At 71.6% G+C, this 26402-nt stretch carries 19 protein-coding genes; 13 read left to right on the forward strand and 6 right to left on the reverse strand.

What is annotated here, in order from left to right:
• Positions 1-78: 78 nt before the first annotated feature.
• The 4 genes from M3C17_RS14455 to M3C17_RS14470 form a co-directional block, all read right to left on the reverse strand.
• Entirely contained in the window at positions 79-1200 is a 1122-nt protein-coding gene (locus M3C17_RS14455; protein ID WP_259978616.1) for a sugar-binding protein, read from the reverse strand.
• A gap of 59 nt (positions 1201-1259) precedes the next feature.
• Positions 1260-2633 carry a multiple monosaccharide ABC transporter permease gene (gene mmsB / locus M3C17_RS14460; protein WP_259978617.1) on the reverse strand — a complete coding sequence of 458 codons (1374 nt, stop codon included), beginning with the start codon at positions 2631-2633 and terminating at the stop codon, positions 1260-1262.
• Positions 2630-4150: a multiple monosaccharide ABC transporter ATP-binding protein gene (mmsA, locus tag M3C17_RS14465; protein ID WP_311198447.1), complete on the reverse strand. Its 1521-nt coding sequence runs from the start codon at positions 4148-4150 to the stop codon at positions 2630-2632. Before mmsA ends, mmsB begins: the two co-directional genes overlap by 4 nt.
• Before the next feature lie 267 nt (positions 4151-4417).
• The gene (locus M3C17_RS14470; protein WP_259978618.1) at positions 4418-5431 is read right to left on the reverse strand and encodes a LacI family DNA-binding transcriptional regulator; all 1014 of its coding nucleotides are present in this window, start codon (positions 5429-5431) and stop codon (positions 4418-4420) included.
• A 178-nt stretch (positions 5432-5609) separates the two neighbouring features.
• On the opposite strand from M3C17_RS14470, the gene M3C17_RS14475 reads away from it, so the two are divergent.
• The 12 genes from M3C17_RS14475 (at position 5610) to M3C17_RS14530 (ending at position 23364) form a co-directional block, all read left to right on the forward strand.
• Complete coding sequence (locus tag M3C17_RS14475) at positions 5610-7100, forward strand: amidohydrolase family protein (protein ID WP_259978619.1); 1491 nt, start codon at positions 5610-5612, stop codon at positions 7098-7100.
• 138 nt (positions 7101-7238) lie between these two features.
• On the forward strand, positions 7239-8627 hold the full coding sequence (locus M3C17_RS14480) for a serine hydrolase (protein WP_259978620.1): 1389 nt from the start codon (positions 7239-7241) through the stop codon (positions 8625-8627).
• The gene (locus M3C17_RS14485; protein ID WP_259978621.1) at positions 8624-9535 is read left to right on the forward strand and encodes a serine hydrolase; all 912 of its coding nucleotides are present in this window, start codon (positions 8624-8626) and stop codon (positions 9533-9535) included. Before M3C17_RS14480 ends, M3C17_RS14485 begins: the two co-directional genes overlap by 4 nt.
• Positions 9536-9567: 32 nt before the next feature.
• Positions 9568-11163 (forward strand): ABC transporter substrate-binding protein, encoded by a 1596-nt coding sequence (locus M3C17_RS14490; RefSeq protein WP_259978622.1) that lies wholly within the window; start codon positions 9568-9570, stop codon positions 11161-11163.
• Positions 11163-12155: an ABC transporter permease gene (locus M3C17_RS14495; protein ID WP_259978623.1), complete on the forward strand. Its 993-nt coding sequence runs from the start codon at positions 11163-11165 to the stop codon at positions 12153-12155. The genes M3C17_RS14490 and M3C17_RS14495 overlap by 1 nt, the downstream gene beginning before the upstream one ends.
• Positions 12155-14092: a dipeptide/oligopeptide/nickel ABC transporter permease/ATP-binding protein gene (locus M3C17_RS14500; RefSeq protein ID WP_259978624.1), complete on the forward strand. Its 1938-nt coding sequence runs from the start codon at positions 12155-12157 to the stop codon at positions 14090-14092. Before M3C17_RS14495 ends, M3C17_RS14500 begins: the two co-directional genes overlap by 1 nt.
• Positions 14089-15132: an ABC transporter ATP-binding protein gene (locus tag M3C17_RS14505; RefSeq protein ID WP_259978625.1), complete on the forward strand. Its 1044-nt coding sequence runs from the start codon at positions 14089-14091 to the stop codon at positions 15130-15132. Before M3C17_RS14500 ends, M3C17_RS14505 begins: the two co-directional genes overlap by 4 nt.
• A 19-nt stretch (positions 15133-15151) precedes the next feature.
• On the forward strand, positions 15152-18484 hold the full coding sequence (locus M3C17_RS14510; RefSeq protein WP_259978626.1) for a serine hydrolase: 3333 nt from the start codon (positions 15152-15154) through the stop codon (positions 18482-18484).
• Entirely contained in the window at positions 18484-19599 is a 1116-nt protein-coding gene (locus M3C17_RS14515) for a M20/M25/M40 family metallo-hydrolase (protein WP_259978627.1), read from the forward strand. Before M3C17_RS14510 ends, M3C17_RS14515 begins: the two co-directional genes overlap by 1 nt.
• A gap of 2 nt (positions 19600-19601) precedes the next feature.
• Positions 19602-20462 (forward strand): GNAT family N-acetyltransferase, encoded by an 861-nt coding sequence (locus M3C17_RS14520; protein WP_259978628.1) that lies wholly within the window; start codon positions 19602-19604, stop codon positions 20460-20462.
• Positions 20459-21565 carry an o-succinylbenzoate synthase gene (gene menC, locus M3C17_RS14525; protein WP_259978629.1) on the forward strand — a complete coding sequence of 369 codons (1107 nt, stop codon included), beginning with the start codon at positions 20459-20461 and terminating at the stop codon, positions 21563-21565. The genes M3C17_RS14520 and menC overlap by 4 nt, the downstream gene beginning before the upstream one ends.
• Before the next feature lie 122 nt (positions 21566-21687).
• Positions 21688-23364, forward strand: coding sequence for a CdaR family transcriptional regulator (locus tag M3C17_RS14530; RefSeq protein WP_259978634.1), 1677 nt, complete (start codon positions 21688-21690; stop codon positions 23362-23364).
• Here M3C17_RS14530 and M3C17_RS14535 read toward each other — a convergent pair.
• Together M3C17_RS14535 and mgrA are read right to left on the reverse strand one after the other, a co-directional pair.
• The gene (locus M3C17_RS14535; RefSeq protein ID WP_259978630.1) at positions 23354-24286 is read right to left on the reverse strand and encodes a 4-(cytidine 5'-diphospho)-2-C-methyl-D-erythritol kinase; all 933 of its coding nucleotides are present in this window, start codon (positions 24284-24286) and stop codon (positions 23354-23356) included. The genes M3C17_RS14530 and M3C17_RS14535 overlap by 11 nt on opposite strands.
• 7 nt (positions 24287-24293) lie before the next feature.
• The gene (gene mgrA, locus M3C17_RS14540) at positions 24294-25361 is read right to left on the reverse strand and encodes an L-glyceraldehyde 3-phosphate reductase (RefSeq protein ID WP_259978631.1); all 1068 of its coding nucleotides are present in this window, start codon (positions 25359-25361) and stop codon (positions 24294-24296) included.
• A 204-nt stretch (positions 25362-25565) separates the two neighbouring features.
• Here mgrA and M3C17_RS14545 point away from each other — a divergent pair.
• A partial coding sequence (locus M3C17_RS14545) for a carbonic anhydrase (protein ID WP_259978632.1) occupies positions 25566-26402 on the forward strand: 837 nt, incomplete at its 3' end.

The raw sequence follows: 26402 nt of genomic DNA on the forward strand, positions 1-26402 counted from the left end.
GGGGGGCGGCTCATCGGCAGCGCGTGGAGGCGTCGCCGCCGCGCGGTCATGCTCTCTGCCGCCGCGCGGTCATGCTCGTTACTGGTACGAGTTCACGATCTCCAGGAGGCTCGGCACGTTGGCATACGCCTCGGCCGCGTTCTCCTTGGTCACGATGATCGGGTCGAGCAGGTAGGACGGCACGACCTTGACGCCGTTGTCGTACTGCTCGGTGTCGTTCACGTCGACGTCCTCGCCCTTCTGCAGCTGGCCGACCATCTTGATGGCCTGCTCCACGAGCAGCGTGGTGTCCTTGTTGATCGTGGAGTACTGCACGCCCTCCATGATCGACTTCACGGACTCGACCTCGGAGTCCTGGCCCGTGACGACCGGGACCGGCTTGCCGGCCTGCTGCACCGACGTGATGATCGCGCGGGCGAGCGTGTCGTTCGGGGAGAGCACGCCGTCGAGCACCGTGTCGCCGCTGTACGAGCCGGTGAGCAGGGTGTCCATGCGGTTCTGCGCGTTCTCGGCGAGCCAGCCCTCGGTCGCCGTCTGGGCGATCTCGGTCTGCCCGGACACGACGTTCAGCGTGCCGTCGTCGATCTTCGGCTGCAGCACGTCCATCGCGCCGTTGAAGAACACCGCGGAGTTGGCGTCGTCCGGCGAACCCGAGAACAGCTCGATGTTGTACGGAGCCTCGTGACCCGCCCGCTCGGCGAGACCGTCGAGGAGCGCCTGGCCCTGGAGCTGCCCGACCTTGAAGTTGTCGAACGCGACGTAGTAGTCGACGGCCTCGGTGTTCTCGATCAGACGGTCGTAGGCGATCACGTACGCGCCCGCGTCCTTGGCCGCCTGCACCTGCGTGGCCAGCTGCTTGCCGTCCTTCGCGCCGATGATGATGACCTTCGCGCCGTTGGACACCATGGCCTGGATCTGGTTCTGCTGCTCCGCGACCGTGTTGCTCGCCGGGGCGTACTGCACGTCGGCCTTGAACCCGGCCTCCTCCAGTCCGTCCGTGAACAGCTTGCCCGCGAGGACCCAGTTCTCCGAGGTCTTGTCGGGAAGGGCGACGCCGATCGTGGCATCGGCGGCGAAGCCCGAGGTCTCCTCCTCGCCCGATCCCGATCCGGTGTCACCGCCGCGCTCCGAGGAGCACCCGGTGAGGGCGAATGCGCCCGCGACGACAAGCGCTGTCGCCGACAGAAGAATCTTCTTCATGTGATCTCTTTCTCTGGTGTGCGAAGGTCTCGCCGCGCGTGCGCTGCGCGGCGCGGCCCTTACTTTCCGCGCGTCTCCTCGACGGCGGGGGCTTCGTACTTCTGGCTGGTGGGGTAGTTCGTCTTCGTTGGATCGAACGTGTCGGTCGCGGGATCCTGCGGGCGACCGAAGCGGCGCGTCAGGAGACCGATCAGGGACGGGCGGCCCTGCTGCTTGTTCCACACGTCGATGCCCACGGCGAACAGCAGCACCAGGCCCTTGATCATCGCGACGACATCGGCGCCCTGGCCGAGCAGCGCGAGGCCGTTGTTGAGGAAGGCCATCACGAGACCACCGATGATCGAGCCGATCACGGTGCCGATGCCGCCCGAGACGGCCGCTCCGCCGATGAACACCGAGGCGATCGCGTCGAGTTCCCACCCGGTGCCGTCGTTCGGGCCCGACGCCTGCGAGCGGGCCACGAAGATCATGCCGGCGAGCGCCGCCAGCACGGACATGTTCATCATCACGAAGAAGTCGACCCAGCGGTCCTTCACGCCGGAGAGGCGCGCGGCCTGCCTGTTGCCGCCCACCGCGTAGATGTGACGACCGAACACGGTGTTGCTCGTGATGAACGAGTAGATGATGACGAGCGCGAGCAGGATCAGGCCGGGCACAGGGAAGCTCGTGCCGGGGCGCCCGGTGGCGAACATCCAGCCCGCCGCGAGGACGACGATCGACAGCAGCACGACCTTGACCACGCTCACCCAGACGGGCGCGCTGTCGGAACCCATCTTGTGCTGGACGCGACGCGTGCGGATCTCCCAGAACACGAGCCAGGCGACGCCGAGGAGGGCCAGCAGCATCGTCGGCACGTTGAACGGCAGCGGCAGCGCCACCTCGGGCAGGTAGCCGGTGCCGATGTACTGGAAGCCCTTGGGCACCGGGATCGTCTGCGCGTCGCCGATGAACTGCTGCGCGCCGCGGAAGAACAGCATGCCCGCGAGCGTCACGATGAACGCGGGGACGCCCACGTAGGCCACCCAGAACCCCTGCCACGCGCCGACCAGCACTCCGACGCCGAGACCGAGGAGGATCGCGAGCGGCCAGGGCAGCTGCCAGTCGGCCATCGACTTCGCGACGATGATGCCCGTGAACGCGGCCACCGACCCGACCGACAGGTCGATGTGGCCCATGATGATGACCATCACCATGCCGATCGCCAGGATCAGGATGAACGAGTACTGGTTGATGACGTTGATGAGGTTGCCCGGCGTGAGCGTCGCTCCGGCCGGGTTCCGCAGCACGGTGAGGATCTCGAACAGCAGGATGATGACGATCAGGCTGCCGAGGATGCCGAACTGGCGCAACGACGAGGTGCCGCCTCCCCCGAACATCTTCGTGATGTCTTGGAAGTGGAAGCCGCGCTTCGCGGAGGTGGTGTCGGTGGTCATGCGGATGCTTTCTGGGTCGCGGAGGTCATGCTGCGCATGAGGTCTTCGGGGGTCGCCTGGTCGGCCGGGATGCAGTCGGTGACCCGGCCCTCGAACACGGTGTAGATGCGGTCGGAGATGCCGAGCAGCTCGGGCAGCTCGCTGGAGATGACGATCACGCCCTTGCCCTGTGCCGCGAGCTCGTTGATGATCGCGTAGATCTCGTACTTCGCGCCGACGTCGATGCCGCGCGTGGGCTCGTCGAGGATCAGCAGATCGGGGTCGGTGAACATCCACCTGGCCAGCACGACCTTCTGCTGGTTGCCGCCGGACAGCTTGCCCACGCCCTCCTCCACCGACGGGGTCTTGATGCGCAGCGCCTTGCGATAGCGCTCGGCGACCGAGAACTCCTCCCGCGAGTCGACGACGCCGTTGTGCGCGATCTTGGAGAGCTTCGCCGCGACGATGGACCGCTTGATGGTGTCGAGCAGGTTGAGCCCCAGCACCTTGCGGTCCTCGCTCACGTATGCGAGTCCGTGCTTGATGGCGGCGGCCACGTCGGGCAGCGTGATCTCGCGGCCGTCCTTGATGAGCGTGCCGGAGAGGAAGGTGCCGTAGGAGCGGCCGAAGATGCTCATCGCGAGCTCAGTGCGGCCCGCGCCCATGAGACCGGCGATGCCGACCACCTCGCCGCGACGGACGTTCAAGGTGGAGCCCTTCACGACCATGCGCTCCGGCACCGAGGGGTGCTGCACCCACCAGTCCTTCACCTCGAAGAAGACCTCGCCGATCTCGGGCGTGCGGTCGGGGTAGCGGCTCTCCAGGGAGCGGCCGACCATGCCGCGGATGATGCGGTCCTCGTTGATCTCGCCGCGCGAGATGTCGAGCGTCTCGACCGTGCGACCGTCGCGGATGATGGTGATCTCGTCGGCGATCTGCTCGATCTCGTTGAGCTTGTGGCTGATCATGATCGACGCGATGCCCTTGGCCTTCAGCCCCAGGATCAGGTCGAGCAGGTGCTGCGAGTCGTTCTCGTTGAGCGCCGCGGTCGGCTCGTCGAGGATGAGGAGCTTGACGTCCTTGTTGAGCGCCTTCGCGATCTCGATCAGCTGCTGCTTGCCGACGCCGAGCGTCTTGATCGGCACGTCCGGGTCCTCGTTCAGGCCGACCCTGGCGAGCAGCTCGATGGCCCGCTGCTTCTGCGCCTGCCAGTCGATGCGACCGAGGTGGCGGATCTCGTTGCCCAGGAAGATGTTCTCGGTGACCGACAGCTCGGGGATGAGGGCGAGCTCCTGGTGGATGATGACGATGCCCGCCTGCTCACTCGCGGCGATGTCCTTGAAGCGCTGCTCCTCGCCGTAGAGCAGGATCTCGCCGTCGTAGCTGCCGTACGGGTAGACGCCGGACAGGACCTTCATCAGCGTCGACTTCCCGGCGCCGTTCTCGCCGCAGATCGCATGGATCTCGCCGGCGCGGACGGTGATCGAGACGTCGGCGAGCGCCTTGACTCCGGGGAACTCCTTGGTGATGCTGCGCATCTCCAGGATCGGACCTGACACGGTCGGCAACGTTGCTGTGGTGCTCACGGATCTTCCTCGCGACGTGCGGTCACCTTCGATGTGACCGTTCACATGGGATTACATCGTCGTCCTCCTTGGGAGCGGTGTCAAGTCGACGACCGGGTTTCGAGTCGCGACCGTGACCTGCGCGCGATCCGCGAGATCACGGGCCCGCGGAGCGGGCGTCGCGTCGAAAGGATTCGATGCGGGAGCCCGCCGCGCGCCCCGGCGACGGCCGTGATCGCGTCAGCGCGCGACGGCCGATTCGCGCGCGCGCAGCAGGGTCTGCAGCGGCCCGAACTCCGGCACCTGCTCGCCGCGGATCTCCGCCAGCAGGATGCGCACCGCGCGCCGGCCCAGCTCGGGGAAGTCCTGATGCACCGTGCTCAGCGTCGGCGCGACATGAGCGGCCACGGGGATGTCGTCGAACCCGATCACGCTGACCTCGTGCGGCACCCGCACCCCCGCATCGCGGAAACCGTGCATCAGCCCGATCGCCATCAGGTCGTTCGCCGCGAACACCGCCGTGAAGTCGCGGCGGCGCGCGAGCTCCGTGCCGGCGAAGTACCCGAAGTCCGCGGTCCAGTCCCCCCGGATCGGAGGGAACGTGGGGAGGTCGGCCTCGCGCAGCGCATCCAGGTAGCCGCGCATGCGGGACTCCGCCTCGATCCAGTCCTGCGGCCCTGCCAGGTGCAGGATGTCGCTGTGACCGAGCGCGATCAGGTGCTCCGTCGCGGCTTTGGCCCCCGCGACCTGGTCAGCGGACAGACTCACACCGTCCGACCCCGAGGCCGTCTGCAGCGTGACGAAGGGCATGGCGCCGGACATGCCGCGCAGGACATGGAAGACCCGCACCTGGGGTGCCAGCACCACGATCCCGTCGACCTGCTCCCGCTCGAGCTGGCGCACCGCGTTGCCGATCGCCTCCGGCGTCGTCGCCGGGAGGTTCAGCGTGGAGACCGAGTAGCCCTCCTCGCGCGCCGCATCCTCGATGCCGGCGATCGACGAGGTGGGACCGAACTCCCCGATCGTCGCCGACAGGATGCCCAGCATGTTCGACCTGCTGGTGACCAGCGCCCGCGCCGCCAGGTTGGGGCGATAGTCGAGCACGGCGATCGCATCGAGGACCTTGGCCTTGGTCTCCGGCCGGATGCTCGGATGATCGTTGAGGACGCGCGACACCGTCTGGTGCGAGACACCCGCCAGCCGCGCCACATCCCGGATGCTGGGCAGGCGCGCACGCTCGGAGGAGGTGGACATGTCTGCCTCCTCGCGTGTGCACGGTCACATCGTCACTTCATTATGTCTGTCGGACGGCGCCCGTGCACCTCGGCGGCCGCCGATCCCCGTCCGCGCGTTGTGAGATCGCACGGGGACGGCGCTGCGGTTTCGTCCGCCCGCACCGGACACGCGCGCGGCCTGATGCCACGGTAGTGGCATGGACACCCTGCTGCGCGGCGGACGCGTCATCGACCCGGGAACCGGCACCGATCGGATCGCCGATCTGCACCTCCGCGACGGACGCGTGCACGACGTCGGCGCCGGGATCGTCGCGCCCGACGGCGCCGTCGAGATCGACGCCGTCGGCCTGATCGTCGGACCCGGCTTCGTCGACCTGCACAGCCACGTGCACTCGATCGCAGGCCAGCGCCTGCAGGCCATGGACGGCGTCACGACCGCCCTCGACCTGGAGGCCGGTCTCATGCCCGTGGAGGCGGCCGTCGCGCACGCCGAGGCGGAGGGCCGTCCGCTCAACTTCGGCTTCTCCGCCTCCTGGGCGCAGGCGCGGGCCGCCGTCCACCTCGACCTGCCCCCGTCGCCGGACATCCACGCGGCGCTGGAGCTGCTGGGCGACCCGCAGTGGCAGCGCAGCTCCTCCCCCGTCGAGCGCCGAGGGTGGCTCCGGCTGCTCGACGAGGAGCTCGCCGCCGGTGCGCTCGGCATCGGCGTGCTGATGGGCTATGCGCCGCGCACCGATCCTGCGGAGTACCTCGAGGTCGCGCGACTCGCCGCACGGGCCGGCGCTCCCACCTTCACCCACGTGCGCGAGCTGATCGAGATCGACCCGGAGACCCCGGTCGACGGCACCGAGGAGCTGCTTCGAGCGGCCGCGGAGACCGGTGCCGCCATGCACCACTGCCACGTGAACAGCACCTCGCTGCGACACATCGACCGCGTGCTCGCCGATCTCGAGCGGACCAGGGCGGCCGGGTCGCGGGTCACGGTGGAGGCGTACCCCTACGGCGCGGGGAGCACCGCGATCGGCGCCTTCTTCCTCGCCCCGGAACTCCTGCCGAACATGGGCATCACCCCGTCCTCGCTGGTCATGGTCGAGACCGGAGAGCGACTCGCCGACGAAGCGCGCCTGCGCGAGGTGCGCCGCACGGACCCGGGCGCCGCCTGCATCGTCACCTTCCTCGACGAGGACGACCCCGTGGACCGGGCGCACCTGCATCGCTCGCTGGCCTACCCCGATGCGATCGTGGCCAGCGACGCGATGCCCGTCTTCTGGCCCGCACGCGACGGGCGGCCCGCGCGCCGCGACCAGTCGGAATGGCCGCTCCCACCCGGTGGTCAGACGCACCCGCGCACCGCAGGGACCTTCACGAAGTCGCTGCGGACGATGGTGCGCGAGAGCGGCACCTGGTCGTGGCTGGAGGCCTTCCGGCGCTGCGCGCACCTGCCCGCCCGTGTGCTCGACGAGGTCTCGCCGGCGATGCGAGGGAAGGGCCACCTCGGGATCGGGGCGGACGCGGACGTCGTGGTGATCGATCCGCGCACCGTGACCGACCGCGCCACCTACCTCGACCCGACCCGACCGGCCCAGGGCGTGCGGCACCTCCTCGTGCACGGCGAGCCGGTCATCCGCGACGGTCGGCTGCGCGCCGACGCGCTCCCCGGTCGGGCCGTCCGCGGGGTGGCGCGCTGACCGCGCATTGGTCTGCACGCACGAAGCCGCCTCGAACTCTCGTCCCCCCGCACAATCCTCCGCCGCTCGCACCGCAATAGTGTCGCCCCAACGCCGTCGGACCCCCGCCGCCGGCGCACTCGACGAAGAGGAGCCCGCATGTCCACGCTGTCCGAGATCGGCACCTGGGTGCACGACAACCTTCCCGCCCTGATCGCCGAGGAACAGGTTCCGGCCGCGTCCGTCGGCATCCTCGTCGACGGCGAGGTGTTCACCACTGCGGCGGGCATCCTCAACAAGAACACCGGCGTCGAAGCCGACACCGACTCCGTGTTCCAGATCGGCTCGATCACCAAGACCTGGACGGCGACCCTCGTCATGCAGCTCGTCGACGACGGGCTGCTCGACCTCGACGCCCCCGTGCGCGACACCGTCCCGGCGTTCGCGATCGCCGATGACGCCGCAGCCGGCGCCATCACCACGCGCCAGCTGCTCAGCCACGTCGGCGGCTTCGAGGGCGACCTGTTCATCGACACGGGTGTCGGCGACGACGCCGTCGAGAAGTACCTCGCCGCCATCGCCGATGCCCCGCAGCTCTTTGCTCCGGGCGAGCGCTTCTCCTACAACAACGCCGCGTTCGTGGTGCTCGGCCGGGTGATCGAGGTCCTGCGCGGCAAGCCCTTCGACGCGGTGCTGCACGAGCGCCTCGCCGCTCCGCTCGGGCTCACCCACGTCGCCACCGACGCCGCACAGGCCATCCGCTTCCGTGCCGCTCTGGGTCACGTCGACGCCGAGGACGGCGGCGAGCCGGTCCCCGCACCCGTGTGGAGCCTGGTGCGCTCGAACGCCCCCGCCGGATCGATGCTCGCCATGACCGCCCGCGACCTGCTGGGCTTCGCACGCATGCACATCGACGGCGGAGTGGCCGCCGACGGCACCCGCGTGCTCTCCGCGGAGAGCGTGCGGGCCATGCAGCAGCCACAGGTCGTGCTTCCCGACCTGGGCCTGATGGGAGACTCCTGGGGTCTGGGCTGGGAGATCTTCGACTGGGAGGGCGGTCCCGTGATCGGCCACGACGGCGGAACGATCGGCCAGACCTCGTTCCTGCGGATCGTGCCGGAGGCCGGCGTCGCGGTCGTGATCCTCACCAACGGCGGCACGCCCGTGCGCCTCTACGGCACCCTGATGACGCGCATCCTCTCCGCGGTCGCCGGTGTGACGGTTCCCGCGCTTCCGACGCCGCCCGCCGATCCGGTGCAGGTCGACCTCGACCGCGTCCTCGGCACCTACTCCTCCTCGGTCGCCGACTCCACGGTCCGGCAGGACGCCGAGGGCCGCATCTGGCTGGAGCGCACCATGAAGGGCGTGTTCGCGGAGTTCGATCCGGCGCCGAAGCCGACGGAGCTGGTCGGACTCAGCCCGGACGTCCTCATCCCCCTCGAGCCGCAGAGCGGCATGCACCTGCCGCACGCGTTCATCGGCGACGACGGCTCCGGCAGAGCCCTCTACCTGCACACCGGACGCGCCGACCGCCGGGTGAGCGCGTGACCGTCGCCACGGAGGCCGACGCGACCGCGGAGATCGCCGACGTCTTCGCGCGCGCCGGCGCGGTCGGCTTCCTGCACGCGAAGGAGATCGGCGTCACGGGCGGCCCTGAGGTCGCGGTCCGCGCCGACGAGCCCGTCGTCCTCGCGTCGGTGTTCAAGATCCTCGTGCTCGTGGCCTACGTCCGCGCGGTGGAGGCCGGCGCGCTCGACCCCAGGGAGCGCGCGATCGTGACAGCCCGATACCGCGTGGGCGGCGTCGGCACGGCCGGGTTCGCCGACGACGTCGAGGCCAGCTGGCGCGACCTGGCGCGGAACATGATGACCATGAGCGACAACGCCGCCACGGACCTGCTCTTCCACCGTCTCGGTGCGGACGCGGTGCGCCACGTCGCCGACGACCTGGGGCTGGAGGCGACGCGGATCGTGGGCTGCTGCGAAGACCTGTTCGCCTCGGTCGTCGCGGACCTGGGCGGCACACCGGACTCCGATCTCGACGAGCTCCTCGCCGGGGCGACCGAGGAGTCGCTGTGGGCTCTGCAGGCGATCGACCCGCTGCGCACCTCCGCCTCCACTCCGCGTGACATCACGACGCTGCTGGACGCGATCTGGCAGGACCGCGCAGCCCCCGCGGCCGCAGCGGCGACCGCCAGGGAGATCATGGCGCAGCAGATCTGGCCGCACCGGCTCTCGTCGGGCTTCCCGTCCGGCGTGCGCGTCGCCGCCAAGACCGGCACGGTACCCGCATGGCGCAACGAAGCCGGCGTCGTCACCTACCCGGACGGACGACAGTACGCCGTCGCCGTCTTCACCAGGGCCGACTCCCTCGCCGAGCGGCTGCCCGCCGTGGACGCATCCATCGGCCGCGCCGCGTTCGCGGCGGTCGAGCACCTGCGCACGCTCACCCCCTGACCACCCGACCCCCTCATCCGCTGGAGGCACTGATGCGTTCACGCTCCACCACCGCCACCGCCGCTCTCGTCGGCGCGGCCGCCCTGCTGCTCACCTCGTGCGCCGCCCCCGGTCCGTCGCCGGACGCCGCTCCCGGGGAGGGCACGCTCGCGGACGGCAAGACGTTCGTCAGCATCATCGCGAACGACCCCGGCACGCTCGACCCGTTCGTCACGGTCATGTCGATCGCCCGCACGATCGACCGCTTCCTCTACTCCCGGCTCATCGAGGTGCAGGGCGACGGCAGCATCGTGTCCGGTCTGGCCGAGGAGTGGACGGCCGACACCACCACGGCCACGTTCACGCTGCGCGACGGTCTCACGTGCGAGGACGGCACGCCGCTGACCGCGACCGACGTGGCCGCGAACATCTCCTACATCGGCGACCCGGCCAACGCCTCCCCCCTGGTCGGCCAGCAGGTCCAGGCCGGGACGACCGCCGTCGGCGACGACGCCGCGCGCACGGTCACCGTCACGAGCGGGATCCCCGACGCCTTCCTGCTGGAGAACATCGGCAGTGTCGCGATCGTGTGCGCCACCGTCCTCGGGGATCCGGACGCGCTCGCGGCCGGCGAAGGGGCGACCGGCATGTTCACGATGACCGAGATCGTGCCGAACAGCTCGTACACCCTCACCCGGCGCCCGGAGTTCTCCTGGGGGCCCGGCGACTGGGACCCCGAGCAGCCCGGCATCCCGGACGAGGCGATCTTCCGCGTCGTGCCGAACGAGACCACGGCGGTCAACCTCCTCCTCTCCGGCGACGCCAACGCAGCGCGGGTCCTCGGCCCGGACCAGCAGCGCCTGGAAGGGTTCTTCCGCACCGACCTGCTCGCCGCGTCGGGGCAGTTCATCTACAACCAGGCCGAGGGGCGCCCGACCGCCGACGAAGCCGTGCGGAAGGCCCTCACGCAGGCCCTCGACCTCGAGCAGCTGCGTCAGGTGCTCACGGGCGGCGAGGGCAGCGTGCCGGAGAGCCTGACCACGATCTCCCCCAACCCCTGCCGCGCGGACGTGGTGTCCGAGTTCCTCCCTGCGCAGGACACGGAGGCGGCAGCCGCCGCACTGGATGACGCGGGCTGGACCATGGGCGCGGACGGGGTGCGCGAGAAGGACGGCACGCCGCTCGCGCTGACGTTCATCTACGCCTCGGCGCAGGGCGACGGCGTCACCGCGATGGCCGAGCTCGTGCAGTCCACCTGGAAGGAGCTCGGCGTGGACGTCGCACTCCAGGGCGTCGACTCCCCCGGGGTCAGCGAGATCCTGTTCGTGACGGGCGACTGGGACGTGTCGGCCGTGTCGATCACCGTGTCGCTGCCCAGCATGCTCGTGCCGTTCTACTCCGGGCCGACACCGCCGGAGGGCACGAACTTCGCGTGGGTGGACAACCCCGACTACCTCGCGGCGGTGACCGCTGCGTCCGGCAAGCCGGGCACCGAGGGCTGCGCGGACTGGGACGAGGCGGAGCGCGCGCTGCTCGCCGCGACCGACGTCGTGCCGTTCGCGGATCAGCCGGGCGGCAGCTACGGGCAGAAGGCCACGTTCACCGAGTTCGACGGCATCGACCCCGCGTCGGTCCGCATGTACGAGTGATGGCCACCGCGACGCAGGCGATCCTGCTCCGCTCCGCGCGGACGGGCAACCCGTGGCTGTCGTTCGCCGTCAGGCGCGGAGGGCAGTTCCTGCTGGCGGTGTGGGTCCTCGTCACGGCGGCGTTCCTCATGATCCACCTCGTGCCGGGCGACCCCGTCCGCGCGGCGCTGGGCCTCAACGCGCCGGCGGAGGTGGTCGAGGCACGGCGAGCGGCGCTCGGGCTCGATCAGCCGCTTCTCGTGCAGTACCTCGACTACCTGGGCGGGCTCCTCACCGGCGACATGGGGGCCTCGCTGCTGACCGGCCAGCCCGTGTCGGAGATCATCGCGACGCGTCTGCCCGCGACGCTCCAGCTCGCCCTGCTGGCGGTCGTCCTGGTGCTGCTGGTCTCGGTGCCCCTCGGCGTCACGATGGCTGTGGCCACCCGGGGCGGACGGCGCCGCGGGCTCGAACTGGGCTTCGCCGCCGTGACCGTCGTGCTCGCCGCCATCCCGGAGTTCCTGCTCGCGGTCGGGCTCGTGTACGTCTTCGCGGTGTCCCTCGGCTGGTTCCCGGTCGCAGGCAACACCGCGCCGCTCTCGCTCGTGCTCCCCGTCACCGCGCTCGCGGTCGGGCCCATCGCCGTGTTCTCGCGGATCATCCGCGTCGAGGTGCTGACGGTGCTCGGCCAGGACTTCATCCGCACCGCGCGGGCCAAGCGGCTGGCGCCGCGGCGGATCTACTCCCGCCACGCGCTGCCCAACGCCATGACCGCGACGCTCACCCTCACCGGGCTGCTGCTGACCGGGATGGTCGCCGGAACCGTCCTCGTGGAGAACGTGTTCGCGTGGCCGGGGCTCGGCACCATGATCGTGCAGTCGATCCTCAGCAAGGACTACTCGGTCGTCCAGGGCATCGTGCTCGTCTACGGCGTGGCCGTGCTCCTGGTGAACCTGCTCGTGGACGTGCTCCTGGCCGTCCTCGACCCGCGCTCCACGATCAGGGAGGCCTGATGTCCGTCCGCTCGACCTGGCGGGGCGTCGTCCGCTCCCCTCTCGGCATCACCGCCCTGGTTCTCGTGAGCCTCGTCGCCCTCACCGCCCTGTTCGCTCCCGCCATCTGGGGGGCACAGGCCGAGCGCGTGGATCCCACGGCGATCACGCAGGGGCCCAGCGCCGCGCATCTGCTCGGCACGGACACGCTCGGCCGCGACGTGCTCGCGCGCGTGCTCGTCGCGACACAGCTGTCGGTCGCGCTCGCGGTCGCCGCGGTGATCATCGGCGTCGTCGTCGGCGCGCTCCTCGGCACCGCGCCCTCCGTGCTGCCGCGGTGGGCGGGGCGACCGATCACCACGCTCGTCAACATCGCGGTCGCGTTCCCCGGACTCCTGCTGGCACTGTTCTTCGCCGTGATCTTCGGCGTCGGCACCACCGGATCCGTGCTCGCGATCGGACTCGCCCTGGCTCCGGGGTTCGCGCGGCTCACGCAGACGCTCTCCGCCGCGATCGCCGGGCGCGACTTCATCGCCGCCTCGCGCGTCGTGGGCGCCTCGCGCCTGCGCATCCTGTTCCGGCACATCCTGCCGAACATCGGCGAGCCCCTCATCGTGAACGCGACCGTCGCCGCGGGCTCCACGCTGCTCGCCTTCGCCGGGCTCTCCTTCCTCGGTCTCGGCGTGCAGGTGCCCGCGTACGACTGGGGGCGGCTGCTGGGCGAAGGGCTGAACCGGATCTACCTGAACCCCGCGGCCGCGCTCGGCCCGGCGACGGCCGTGGTGGTGGCGGGGCTCGCCTTCAACCTCCTCGGGGAGACCGCAGCCGCGGCGCTGGGCGGCCGTTCCGCGCGGCCGCAGCGTCGTCCGCGCACGACGGACTCCCCGGCCTCACCGCTCGCGCAGGTCGGCGGCGACGACGTGGTGCTCCTCGTCGACGACCTGCGCGTCTCCCTCCCCACCCCCTCCGGATGGGTGACGCCGGTGCGCGGCGTCGGCTTCACGATCTCGCGCGGCGAGGCCATCGGCGTCGTGGGCGAGTCGGGGTCGGGCAAGAGCCTGACCGCCCTGGCTGCGGCGAAGCTCATCGAGGCGCCGGGCGTCGTCACCGCGCGACAGCTGGAGTTCTGCGGGACACCGCTGCTGACCACTCCCGACCGTGCCCTCCGCGGCCTGCTCGGGACCTCGCTCGCGATGGTGTTCCAGGATCCGATGACCTCGTTCAACCCGACCAGGCGGATCGGCTCGCAGCTCGCAGAGGCCGCATCGGAGCACCAGGCGATCTCCCGACGCGACGCCGCGGTCCGGGCCGTCGACCGGCTGAGGGCCGTCCGCGTGCCCGCCGCCGAACGCCGTGCGCACCAGTATCCGCACGAGTTCTCCGGAGGCATGCGGCAGCGCGCGATGATCGCGATGGGGCTCATGAACCATCCCCGCCTCATCATCGCCGACGAGCCGACGACGGCCCTCGACGTGACGGTCCAGCGTCAGGTGCTGCAGCTGCTGGCGGCCGTCCGACGCGACACCGACGCCGCGATCCTGCTCATCAGCCACGACATCGCCGTGGTGGCGCAGACGTGCGACCGTGTGCTCGTCATGTATGCGGGACGCATCGTGGAGGACCTGCCTGCCGCCGAGCTGCACACCGCAGCCCGTCACCCCTACACGCGGGCGCTGCTCGACGTGATCCCGGACCTCGACACCGATCGCACGACCGCGCTGAAGACGATCCCCGGCCGGCCGCCGGCACCGAGCGCCTTCCCCCCGGGGTGCGCGTTCGCCGACCGCTGCCCGCTCGCCTCGGCGGTCTGCCGGGAGCGGGACCCCGAGCTCGTCTCCGACGACCGCGGCCGCCGGGTGGCCTGCTGGCACCCCGTCACGGGCGACGGACCGGCGGCGGCATTGCCCGTCATCACCACGGCGCTGCCCGTGACCGACCAGGAAGGGGCCGTCCGATGAGCGAGCTGCGCTTCGAACGCGTGAGCGTGCGCTACGGCGGGCACCGTTCGGGACTGACCGCCGTCGACGACGTCAGCCTGACCGTCCCGACCGGATCGGTGGTCGGTCTCGTCGGGGAGTCCGGATCGGGCAAGTCCACACTGGCCCGCGCGTCGATCGGACTCGCCCCCCTCAGCAGCGGCGAGATCACCCTCGACGGCGTCGACGTGCGCGGGTTCCGGCGGCGCCGGCCGATCCAGATGATCTTCCAGGACCCGTTCTCGTCTCTCGATCCGCGCATGTCGATCGGCGAGTCGATCGCCGAGGCGCTGCCTCGGGATGTCCGCAGGCCCGCCGCGCGACGCGCCGAGGTCGCGCGGCTGCTCGAACTGGTCAGCCTGGAGCCCCAGCGCGCGGTCACGCTGCCCTCGACCCTCTCCGGCGGCCAGCGCCAGCGCGTCGCCCTGGCGCGAGCCCTCGCCGCACGGCCCGAGGTGCTCCTCGCCGACGAGATCACCTCCGCCCTCGACGTGTCCGTGCAGGGTTCGGTGCTGAACCTCGTGCGCGAGCTGCGCGCGGAGCTGGGGCTCACGATGCTGTTCATCTCGCACAACCTGTCCGTGGTGCGGTATCTGTGCGATCAGATCGCGGTGATGTACCTGGGGCAGATCGTCGAGGTGGGTCCCACCGAGCAGGTGCTCGCCGATCCGCAGCACCCGTATACGCGCGACCTGCTGCAGGCGGCGCCCACGCGGCGCGGCGACCTGCTCGCCGTCGACCCGCTCGCTCCCGCCGACGTGGAGCCCGCCGACCCGCACGCGCCGCCGACGGGCTGCCGCTTCCACCCGCGATGCCCGATCGGGCCGGCCGCCCGTCCCGATCGAAGCGTGTGCGTGCTCGTCGAGCCGGCCCACCCTCGGCACGCGCGCGGTGCGGCGTGCCACTTCGCCGGCACCGACGCCGCCCTTCCCCTGGGCACTGTGCCGGACGCCCAAACGGCCGCCGCGGTTTCAGCCGCCGACACAACACGTCACGCCCTCGCAGCGGACACAGTGGACTGACCTTCCGATTGGAGCCCTCATGACCCGCGTCACCGTCGACGACCTGCTCGAGATCAGCACGCCGGAGCAGCCGGCCCTCGCCCCGGACGGCAGCCGCGTCGCGTATGTGCTGCGCACGACCGACAGGGAGGCCGATCGCGACCTCCGCTCGCTCTGGAGCGTGCCGGTGAACGGCGGAGACCCCGTGCGGCTCACTCGCGGAGACGCCGACTCCACGCCGGTGTGGAGTCCCGACGGCTCGCAGCTGGCCTTCCTCCGCGCGCAGGGAGGTCCCGCGCAGCTGTGGCTGCTGCCGGCTGACGGCGGCGAGGCCACCGAGGTCACGAGCCTCCCGCTCGGCGCCGGCACCCCGGTGTGGAGCCCCGACGGCACACGGATCGCCTTCGCCGCCCCCGTCGACAGCGCCGCGCTCCCCGGCGAGGACGCGGCGACGATCGGCCGCCGACGCTCGGCGCCCACCGCGACCGACCGCCTGGGCTACAAGGCGGACGGCGCGGGCCACCTCGGGACGCTCGTGCAGCAGCTGCACGCGGTCGACGTCGCATCGGGCGCGGTGACCGTGCTGACGCGCGGCCGCTCGCACGCCTCCGACCCGTGCTGGTCCCCGGACGGGTCGCTGCTGGCGTTCTCCACCGCGCAGGACGACGACGCCGACCTCACCCTCCGCTCCCCCGTGTTCGTGGTGTCGTCCACGGACCGCAACAGCGCACCGCGCCGGATCGGCCGGACGGACCTCAACGCGACGCCCGTGGCCTGGACCCCGGATGGGACCGGCGTCCTCGCGGTCGGCCGAACGGACACCGAGATCGGCAACGCGCACCTGCTGCTGTTCCCGGTCGCCGGCGGCACGCCCCGAAGCCTCACGGCCGGGGTCGACCGCAACGTCATGCCCGGCGGGCCGGGGTATCCCGGCGGGCTGCCGCAGTTCCTGGACACCGAGACGGTGGCGTACTGCCTCCGCGACAACGGGTACACGCACGTGCACCGCGTCGGACTCGACGGGACGGGGGCTCGACCGCTCATCTCCGGCACGTCCAGCGTCTCGGGGCTCTCCGTCGTCGGCGACCGTGCGGCCGTGGTGGTGGCGACCCCCGACTCCTTCGGCGAGGTCGGCGTCGTCGGGCTGACGGACGGCGAACTCCGCGTCCTCACCGCCTACGGGACCCCGGGGTTCGACCTCGTCCCCGCCGAGGAGCGGCGCTTCACGATCGGCGACGGCACGGTCGTGACCGGATGGCTCCGCCGCGACCCCGACGCCTCCGGTCCGCAGCCGCTGCTGCTCGACGTGCACGGCGGTCCCCACAACGCCTGGAACGGCGCCGCCGATGCCACCCACCCGCACCACCACGTGCTGGCGGCGCGCGGCTGGGCGATCCTCACGCTGAACCCGCGCGGCAGCGACGGCTACGGCGATGCGTTCTTCCGCGCGGTCGCCGGAGCCTGGGGTGTCAGCGACGCCGACGACTTCCTGCACCCGATCGACCAGCTGGTCACGGAGGGCATCGCCGACCCGGCGCGGCTCGCGATCACCGGATACAGCTACGGCGGCTACATGACCTGCTACCTCACCTCGCGCGACGACCGGTTCGCAGCCGCCGTCCCTGGCGGCGTCGTCGCCGACCTGTTCTCCATGGCCGGGACCTCCGACTTCGGGCACCTCCTGTCCGTCAAGGAGAACGGCGGCGTCGCGTGGCAGGACACCGAGCTGATCGCCGCGCAGTCGCCGTACACCCGGGTGCAGGACGTCGTCACGCCGACCCTCATCCTGCACGGCGCCGCGGATGAGCGATGCCCCGTCGGGCAGGCGGAGCAGTGGTTCGCCGCCCTTCGCGAACGCGGAGTGCCGACCCGTCTGGTGCTGTACCCCGGAGGCGATCACCTGTTCGTGCTGAACGCCCCGCCCTCGCATCGAGCGGACTACGCGCAGCGCATCGTCGACTGGGTCGAACAGTATGCCGCGCCCGCCGGCCGACCGCGCCGCGCGCGGCTCGACGCGCGGCACTGGCAGCAGCGTCTGAGCGCCCTGGCCGACGCGCACGGGGTGCCCGGAGCGACCCTCGGGATCCTGCGGCTCGGCGAGGAGCCGGTGTTCGCACATCACGGGATCCTCAACGTGCGCACGGGCGCACCGGTGACCGACGACTCCCTCTTCCAGATCGGGTCGATGACGAAGGTGTGGACGGCCACCGCGGCCATGCGTCTCGTCGACGACGGACTGCTCGATCTCGACCGCCCCGTCGTCGACTACGTGCCGGAGTTCCGGTCCGCCGACGACACCGTGACGCGGTCGGTGACCATGCGGCACCTGCTCAACCACACGAGCGGCATCGACGGCGACGTGTTCACCGACACGGGCCGCGGCGACGACGCCCTGGAGAAGTACGTCGCACTGCTGGACGGACTCGCGCAGAACCACCCGATCGGGGCCACCATGTCGTACTGCAACTCCGGGTTCGTGCTCGCGGGCCGGGTGATCGAGAAGATCACGGGCACGACGTGGGACCAGGCGCTGCGCGACCTCGTCATGACCCCGCTCGGGCTCACCCACTCCGCGACACTGCCCGAGGAGGTGCTGCTGTACAGCGCCGCGGCCGGGCACACCGAGGTCGGCGCGGAGGGCCCCGTGCTCGCGCCGGCGTGGATGCTGCCGCGCTCGATGGGCCCGGCGGGCCTCGTGTGCTCCACGACAGCGGACGTGCTGGCCTTCGCGCGCATGCACCTCGAGGGCGGTGTCGCCGCCGACGGCACACGCGTGCTGTCCGAGGCGGCTGTGGCGCGGATGCAACAGCGCGAGGTCGATGTGCCGAACCCGTACACGCTCGGCGACGCCTGGGGGATCGGATGGATCCTGTTCGACTGGGGAGGGCGACGGCTCTACGGCCACGACGGCAACACGATCGGCCAGGCCGCGTTCCTGCGGGTCCTGCCGGACGAGGGGGTCGCGGTGACCCTGCTGACCAACGGCGGCAACACGCACGACCTCTACCTGGAGCTGTTCGGGGAGATCTTCGCGGAGGTCGCCGACGTGCACCTGCCGCCCGAGCTCACCCCGCCCGACGAGCCGCCTGCCGCCGACCACTCCGGCGTGCTCGGCGTCTACGACCGGGCCGGCGTGCGTGCCGAGGTGCTGCGGGGCGAGGAGGGTCTGCGCCTGCGGACCACGCTGAGCGGGCCGCTCGCCGAGCTGCTGCCCGACCCCGTGGAGGAGCACCCGCTGATCCCCGTCAGCGCCACCGAGTTCGTGCTGCGCCCCGAGGGGACGCAGGCGTGGGAGGCCGTGGTGTTCTACACGCTCCCCGGCGGCGAGCAGTACATGCACTACGGCGTCCGCGCGGCGCCGAAGGTGTCGTGATGCGGCTCGCCGCGCCGGTCGGTCTCGACGCCCTGCTGGCCGATCTGGAGGAGCTCGTCTCGTGCGAGTCGCCGTCGACCGACCTGGCGGCCGTGTCCCGCAGCGCCGATGTGGTCGCCGCGATGGGCGAGCGCCTGCTCGGGGTCGCACCGGAGCGGCTCGTGATCGACGGATGCACCCATCTGCGCTGGCGGTTCGGCCGCCCCCGCGTGCTCGTGCTGGGTCACCATGACACGGTCTGGCCGCTGGGGTCTCTGCAGCGCCACCCGTTCCGGTCGGCGGACGGGGTCGTGCGCGGCCCCGGGTGCTTCGACATGAAGACCGGTGTGGTCATGGCGCTGCACGCGATCGCGGGGCTCGCCGACCGTGACGGTGTGACGCTGCTCATCACCGGGGACGAGGAGCTGGGCTCGCCCACGTCGCACGAGCTGATCGCGGCGGAGGCCGCAGGGTGCGTCGCCGCGCTCGTGCTGGAGGCCGCAGCGGAGGGCGGCGCGCTCAAGGTCGCCCGCAAAGGGGTGTCGCTGTACCGCATCGTCGTGTCCGGCCGTGCCGCTCACGCCGGGCTGGAGCCGGAGCGCGGCGTGAACGCCTCCGTCGAGGCGGCGCGACTGCTGCTGCAGGTCGCCGAGCTCGGCGATCCCGGTGCGGGCACCACGGTGACCCCCACCGTCATGAGCGGCGGCCGCACGACGAACACGGTGCCGGACGAGGCGTCGTTCGCGGTGGACGTGCGCGTGCGCACCGTGCAGGAGCAGCAGCGCGTGGACGACGCCATCCGCGCGCTCACGCCCGCTCTGCCCGGCGCCTCGGTGCGCGTCGAGGGCGGCCCGAACAGGAGTCCGCTCGAGGAGTCGAGCGCGGCCGGGCTGTTCGCGCGGGCGACGGCGATCGCCGCGGCCGCAGGACTGGAGCCGTTCGCCGGTGTCGCGGTGGGCGGCGCCTCCGACGGCAACATCACCGCGGGCATCGGCGTGCCGACGCTCGACGGGCTCGGTGCGGTGGGCGGTGGCGCGCACGCGGACGACGAGCACGTGCTGACCGCGTTCATCCCGGAGCGCCTGACGCTCCTGTCCGGTCTGCTGACCGAGCTCGCCGCGGGAGAAGGAGCATGACCATGACGGGAACGGCCCCCTCCGCGTCGGCGCACCGCCAGGCCGCGCAGGCCGCCGCGGACGCGGCAGGCGTCGAGGTGCGCCTCCTGACGACCGTCGCCGAGTTCACCGAGGTCTCCGAGCTGTTCCAGGTCATCTGGGCGGCGCAGGACGAGAGCTCGCCCGTGAACGTCGAGACGCTGCGGGCGCTCTCCAAGGCGGGGAGCTACATCGGCGGCGCCTACGACGGCGACGAGCTGGTCGGCGCGTGCTTCGGCTTCTTCGCCTCACCGGGGCGCAGGGCCCTGCACAGCCACATCGCCGGCGTATCGGAGCGCATGCGCGGACGCAGCGTCGGCTTCGCGCTCAAGGTGCATCAGCGGTCCTGGGCGATCGACGAGCAGCTGGACGAGATCTCGTGGACCTTCGACCCGCTCATCAGCCGCAACGCCTACTTCAACCTCGTCAAGCTCGCGGCGACGGGCACCGCGTATCACCAGAACTTCTACGGGCAGATGAACGACGCCCTCAACGGCGGGGACGACACCGATCGCCTGCTCGTGACCTGGTACGTGCACGATCCCCGCGTGGTCGCCGCCTGCGCCGGGGAGCCGGAGCCTCCGGCGGAGACGCCTCTGGCCGCCCCGCTGCTGAGCGTCGGGACCGATCTCGCGCCCGTCCACCACGCCACCGCCGCGTCGGTCGTGCGGGTGACACTGCCGCGCGACATCGAGCGGCTGCGCATCACCGACCCCGAACTCGCCACGCGGTGGCGCCTCGCCGTGCGCGAGACGCTCGGCACGCTGCTGGAAGGCGGAGCCAGAGTGCTCTCCTTCGACCGCACAGGCACGTACACCATCGACAGAGGAGAACACCACTCATGAAGCTCACCGGATTCGAGCTCCGCGTCATCGAGATGCCGCTGGTCGCGCCGTTCCGCACGTCCTTCGGCGTCGAGACGACGCGCGAGGCGCTGCTCGTACGGGCGGTCTCCGACGAGGCGGAGGGCTGGGGCGAGTGCGTGGCCATGAACGAGCCCCTCTACTCGTCCGAGTACGTGGCGGCGAGCGTCGACGTCATCACGCGTTTCCTCGTGCCGGCGCTCGCCGGGGTGCCCGACCTCGATGCCTCGGCGGTGGCGCCGACGCTGGAGAGGTTCAAGGGCCACCGGATGTCGAAGGCGGCCGTGGAGCTGGCGGTTCTCGACGCGGAGCTCCGCGCGAGCGGGGTGCCGCTCTCCCGCGAGCTGGGGGCGGTGCGCGACCGCGTCGACTGCGGGGTCTCGGTCGGCATCATGGACTCGATCCCGGAGCTGCTCGATGCGGTCGACGGCTACCTCGACGAGGGGTACGTGCGCATCAAGCTGAAGATCGAGCCGGGGTGGGACATCGAGCCCGTGCGGGCGGTGCGGGAGCGCTTCGGCGACGACGTGCTGCTGCAGGTCGACGCGAACACCGCCTACCGTCGCGGCGACGCCAGGCACCTGGCGCGGCTCGACCCGTTCGACCTGCTGCTGATCGAGCAGCCGCTCGACGAGGAGGACCTGCTCGGCCACGCGCAGCTCGCCGCGGCCCTCACGACCCCGATCTGCCTGGACGAGTCGATCGTGTCGGCGCGGGCGGCCGCCGACGCCATCGCGCTGGACGCCTGCTCGATCGTGAACATCAAGCCGGGACGGGTCGGCGGATACCTGGAGGCGCGCCGCATCCACGACGTCTGCGTCGCGCACGACATCCCGGTGTGGTGCGGCGGGATGCTCGAGACCGGGATCGGCAGGGCGGCCAACGTCGCACTCGCCGCGCTGCCCGGCTTCACGCTGCCGGGAGACACGTCGGGCTCGAACCGGTACTACTCCAGCGACATCACCGACCCGTTCGTAGTGGAGGACGGCACGCTCCCGGTGCCGACCGGCCCCGGGATCGGTGTGACGCCGGACCGGGACGCCCTCGACGCGGTCACCGTGCGCACGGAGTGGATCGCGCTGTAGCACGGCTGCCGAGACCCGGGGGGAATACCGGGGCTGTGCGGCACGACGAACCCTCGCTACGATTTCGTCGTGCCGCACCGTTCAGCGCCGAACGTCCGCCCTCTAACCTTGGCCTCGTGCTCATGCCCGTGACGATCCGCCCGCGCGCCAGTCTCGGCCGCGTGATCGAGGACCTCGGCTCCACGCTGCTCGACGTGGTCAGCGGTGCGGTTGACGACGACACCGCGATCGAGACCGTCGTGATCCATGACGTGCTCGACGACGCCATGCCCTCGCGCGGTGCGATCGTGCTGGGCGTGGGGCTGAGCGACCCCGCCGAGATCGTCGACCTGCTGCGCGTGCTCGGCGCCCAGCGCGCGGCGGCGCTCGTGCTCCGCGCCCCCGTGCGGGCCGACGCGGCGCTGAGCGACGCGGCCGCCGCCGAGGGCGTGCCGGTGCTCGCCCTCACCCGGGGTGCCTCGTGGGCGCAGCTGGCCGCGATGCTGCGCTCGCTGATCGCCGAGGGCGACGTGGGCGACCAGGTCACGACGACGCTCGGCGGCATGCCCTCCGGCGACCTCTTCGCGCTCGCCAACGCGATCGCCACGCTGCTGGACGCCCCCGTCACGATCGAGGACCGCAGTTCCCGCGTCGTCGCCTTCTCGGGCCGACAGGACGAGGCGGATCCCGCGCGCATCGAGACCGTGCTCGGCCGCCAGGTGCCGGAGCGCTTCGCGCGGCAGCTGGAGGAGCGCGGCGTCTTCCAGGAGCTGTACCGGAGCGAGGAACCCCTGCACGTGGGGCCGGTGGCCAACACGCAGGGGCTGCCGTCGTTCCCCCGTGTCGCGCTGGCGGTGCGCGCGGGCGACGAGATCCTCGGCTCCATCTGGGCGGCCGTCCGGGAACCGCTGAGCCCGGACCGGGCACAGGCGCTGAAGGACTCGGCGGGGCTGGTCGCTCTGCACATGTTGCGCCTCCGCGCGGGCGCCGACGTGGAGCGCCGTCTGCGGGCCGACCTGCTCGCGACGGTCCTCGAGGGCGGCCCCGGAGCGAGCGATGCCGCCTCCCGGCTGCGGCTGGACGACCACCACGGCGTCGTCTTGGCCCTCTCGGCCTCCGAGCAGCCGGAGGACGACCCGACCGCGGGGGCTCGCGGCAGCGCCGAGCGTCACCGCATCGCCGATGCGTTCGCAGTGCATCTGGGCGCCGTGTACCGGCGCTCCGCCGTCGCGCTCATCGGCGACGTGGTCTATGCCGTCGTCGGCATGCGTTCGCACGAGGGCGAGGCGGACGGTGCCGCGGAGAGCCAGGACGCCAGGGCCGCTCGGGTGGCCGCGGACTTCCTCGGTCGCCTCGGCGCCCCTGGCGACATCCGCATCGGCGTGGGCACCGTGGCAGCGGATGCGGCGCAGCTGCCGACCTCGCGGTTGAACGCGGACCGAGCCCTGCGCGTGGGGCGCCGCGCCTCCTCCTCCGAGCCAGTCGCCGTGTTCGCCGCCGTGCAGATGGAGGCGCTGCTCGCCGAGCTGGGCGACCTGGTGCGCGCGCGCGGCGATCAGCCGACGGGGCCGGTCGCCCGCCTTCTCGCGCACGACCAGGAGCGGGGCACCCACCTGGTACCGACGCTGCGCGCCTGGCTCGACGCGTTCGGCGATGTGACGGAGGCGTCCGGTCGGGTGTTCACCCATCCGAACACGTTCCGCTACCGGCTGCGCCGACTCGCGGAGATCGGCGGCATCGACCTCGACGACCCGGATGCGCGGTTCTCCGCGATGGTGCAGCTGCGTCTGCTCGTCCCGGAGGACAGGGTCAGCCGATGATGCGGGCTCCGGCCACCGGACCGTGCACGTGGAGCGGATCCATCCCCTCGTCGCGCAGCGTGTTCTGCACGCGCTGAGCCGTCTCCGGGTCGGCGCACAGCAGCGCCACGGTGGGACCGGAGCCGGAGACCACCCCCGCGAGCGCCCCCGCCGCCACCCCGCGCTCGATCGTCACGGCCAGGTCGGGGCGGAGGTCGACGGCCGCCGCCTGCAGGTCGTTGTGGATCGCGTCGGCGAGCTGCCACGGGTCGCCAGTGCGGAGTGCGTGCAGCACGGGGATCGGCACGTCGAGCGACAGCGGAGGGTCGTCCGCGAGCGCCCCCTCCTCGTCCCGCAGCTCGTCCAGGCGTCCGTACACCGTCGGCGTGGACAGCCCCTCGGCGCTGGTCGCCAGCAGCCAGTCGAAGCGGCCGCGCGCCAGCGCGGGGTTGAGCTGATCGCCACGGCCCGTGCCGACCGCCGTGCCGCCGTGCAGCGCGAACGGCACGTCGGCTCCGAGCCGCGCCGCCAGATCGTGCAGCCGTGCCGGGGAGAGCCCGGTCCCCCACAGGGCGTCGCAGGCCACCAGCGCCGCCGCGGCATCCGCAGAGCCTCCGCCCATGCCGCCCGCGACCGGCACGCTCTTGCGGATCTCGAGCGCGACGCCGCCGCGGTGCTCCGTGGCCGTGGCGAGCAGCTTCGCCGCCCGCATCGCGAGGTTGCGGTCGTCGAGCGGCACGGAGCCGTCGTCCTCCACCCCCGACACCGTGAGCGAGAAGTCGTCCGCCTCCCTGGCGATCACGTCCTCGTACAGCGACACGGCCTGGAACACCGTGGCCAGCGCGTGGTAGCCGTCGTCGTGGCGGCCGCCCACCCCCAGGTAGACGTTGATCTTGCCCGGCGCGCGCACGTGCACGGATCGGGTGGCCGCCGCGAGGCTCATGAGCGGGTCACAGCTCCGACGAGGTGGCCCAGAGGTTCACGTCGATCGCGCCGGCGAGCTCGTCGATCCGCGCGAGTTCCTCGACGGAGAACTCGGGGCCGTCGAGCGCGGCGAGGTTCTCGTCCAGCTGCGCGGTGCGCGAAGCGCCGATGAGGGCCGAGGCCACGACGGGGCTGCGCAGCGTCCACTGCAGTGCGAGCTGGGCGAGCGTCTGTCCGCGACCCTGCGCCACCTCGTTCAGCGCGCGGAGGGTCTGCACGGCCTCGTCGGTGAGCTTGCCCTCCGGCAGTGATCCGCGCTTCTGCGCACGGTCGGCCGTCCCGTCGCCGAGGTACTTGTCGGTGAGCAGCCCCTGCGCGAGCGGAGTGAACGCGATCGCTCCGAGGCCGGACTCCTCCAGGGTCGCCGTGAGGCCGTCCTCGATCCAGCGGTTCAGGATCGAGTAGGCGGGCTGGTGGATGACCAGCGGAGTGCCGAGCTCCTTCGCCACCGCGACGGCCTCCGCCGTGCGCTCGGCGCTGTAGGACGAGATGCCCACGTACAGCGCCTTCCCCTGGCGCACGAGCGTGTCGAGCGCGCCGACCGTCTCGGCGATCGGCGTGACCGGGTCGACGCGGTGGGAGTAGAAGATGTCGACGTAGTCGAGGCCCATCCGGGTGAGGGACTGCTCGGCGCTCGCGAGGATGTACTTGCGGCTCGCGTAGTCGCCGTAGGGCCCCGGCCACATGTCCCAGCCCGCCTTGGACGAGATGATCAGCTCATCCCGGTAGGGGCGGAAGTCCTCCGCGAAGATGCGGCCGAAGTTCTTCTCCGCCGACCCGTACGGGGGGCCGTAGTTGTTCGCCAGGTCGAAGTGGGTGATGCCGCGGTCGAAGGCGTGCCGGAGCAGCGCGCGCTGGTTGTCGAGCGGGATGTTGTCGCCGAAGTTCCACCACAGGCCGAGTGAGATCGGCGGCAGGTAGAGGCCGGACGAGCCGACCTGGCGGTACGCGAACCGTCCGTAGCGGCCCTCGTCGGCGGCGTACGGTCGGTGCAGCTCGGGGACATCGGGGCGGAAGCGGGGGGAGTCGGTCACCGTGCCAGGTTACCGGGCGTCACGGGCTCGGACATCTCCGGGTTTCGTCGCTTACACTCAGGGCGCTCGGACACCGCGGGGCAGCGAAACACTGGTCGTCCGAGTCGCATCGCCATCCATTCGGGCATCGCCCGTGCGTGCGCGGTGCGTGCGCGGTGTCTCGCTGTGCACGTCACCGCGCGCCGAGACACCAGAAGGAACATCATGAAGATCCGCCCCGCACTCGCCCTGTCCGCCGCGGTGCTCGCGGTCGGCGCTCTCGCCGGCTGCGCGCCCACCGCCACCACGCCCGCGACGACCGCGTCGTCCACGGCGACCGCGTCCCCGTCCCCCTCGGCCACGACCTCCGCCGACTGGTCGTACAAGGGTGCCAACGGCCCCGATCACTGGGGGGCATTCGGCGCCGCCTGCGAGAACGTCGACACCTCGCACGAGTCGCCCGTCGCCATCGACACCGCGACGCTGAAGCCGGGCACGCCGCAGCAGAAGGTCGTTCCGCACTACACGGCCGCGACGTTCGAGATCGAGAACAACGGCCACACCGTCGAGGCGATCCCGGACGACCCGAAGGCGAACTCCGTGGAGGTCGACGGCAAGACGTACTACCTGCAGCAGTTCCACCTGCACGCGAGCAGCGAGCACACCATCGACGGGCAGTCAGCGCCCGCCGAGCTGCACCTGGTCCACAAGGCGGACGACGGCGCGATGCTCGTGCTCGGCGTCATGCTCCAGAGCGGGGCGGCCGACCAGGCGCTCGCCGAGTTCTTCTCCTCGATCCCGACCGAGGTGAAGGACGAGGGCGAGCCGCTGACGCAGGCCATCGATCCGACTGCGCTGGTCCCGGCCGACGGCATGAGCGTGCAGTACGACGGCTCGCTCACCACGCCGCCGTGCACCGAGGGGGTGCGCTGGAACGTGTACCTGAACCCGGTCACGGTCTCGCCGGAGCAGCTCGCGGCGTTCACGGGCGTGTATCCCGACAACCACCGCCCCGTGCAGCCCCTGCACGACCGCACGCTGACGGAGGTCGGCGCGGACTCC

The sequence above is a fragment of the Microbacterium sp. p3-SID336 genome, assembly GCF_025143365.1.
GTDB lineage: Bacteria > Actinomycetota > Actinomycetes > Actinomycetales > Microbacteriaceae > Microbacterium.

Coding starts and splice junctions, on each gene's coding strand:
- M3C17_RS14455 (WP_259978616.1), bottom strand. CDS start 1,200: ATGAAGAAGATTCTTCTGTCGGCGACAGCGCTTGTCGTCGCGGGCGCA.
- mmsB (WP_259978617.1), bottom strand. CDS start 2,633: ATGACCACCGACACCACCTCCGCGAAGCGCGGCTTCCACTTCCAAGAC.
- mmsA (WP_311198447.1), bottom strand. CDS start 4,150: ATGCGCAGCATCACCAAGGAGTTCCCCGGAGTCAAGGCGCTCGCCGAC.
- M3C17_RS14470 (WP_259978618.1), bottom strand. CDS start 5,431: ATGTCCACCTCCTCCGAGCGTGCGCGCCTGCCCAGCATCCGGGATGTG.
- M3C17_RS14475 (WP_259978619.1), top strand. CDS start 5,610: ATGGACACCCTGCTGCGCGGCGGACGCGTCATCGACCCGGGAACCGGC.
- M3C17_RS14480 (WP_259978620.1), top strand. CDS start 7,239: ATGTCCACGCTGTCCGAGATCGGCACCTGGGTGCACGACAACCTTCCC.
- M3C17_RS14490 (WP_259978622.1), top strand. CDS start 9,568: ATGCGTTCACGCTCCACCACCGCCACCGCCGCTCTCGTCGGCGCGGCC.
- M3C17_RS14495 (WP_259978623.1), top strand. CDS start 11,163: ATGGCCACCGCGACGCAGGCGATCCTGCTCCGCTCCGCGCGGACGGGC.
- M3C17_RS14500 (WP_259978624.1), top strand. CDS start 12,155: ATGTCCGTCCGCTCGACCTGGCGGGGCGTCGTCCGCTCCCCTCTCGGC.
- M3C17_RS14505 (WP_259978625.1), top strand. CDS start 14,089: ATGAGCGAGCTGCGCTTCGAACGCGTGAGCGTGCGCTACGGCGGGCAC.
- M3C17_RS14510 (WP_259978626.1), top strand. CDS start 15,152: ATGACCCGCGTCACCGTCGACGACCTGCTCGAGATCAGCACGCCGGAG.
- M3C17_RS14515 (WP_259978627.1), top strand. CDS start 18,484: ATGCGGCTCGCCGCGCCGGTCGGTCTCGACGCCCTGCTGGCCGATCTG.
- M3C17_RS14520 (WP_259978628.1), top strand. CDS start 19,602: ATGACGGGAACGGCCCCCTCCGCGTCGGCGCACCGCCAGGCCGCGCAG.
- menC (WP_259978629.1), top strand. CDS start 20,459: ATGAAGCTCACCGGATTCGAGCTCCGCGTCATCGAGATGCCGCTGGTC.
- M3C17_RS14530 (WP_259978634.1), top strand. CDS start 21,688: ATGCCCGTGACGATCCGCCCGCGCGCCAGTCTCGGCCGCGTGATCGAG.
- M3C17_RS14535 (WP_259978630.1), bottom strand. CDS start 24,286: ATGAGCCTCGCGGCGGCCACCCGATCCGTGCACGTGCGCGCGCCGGGC.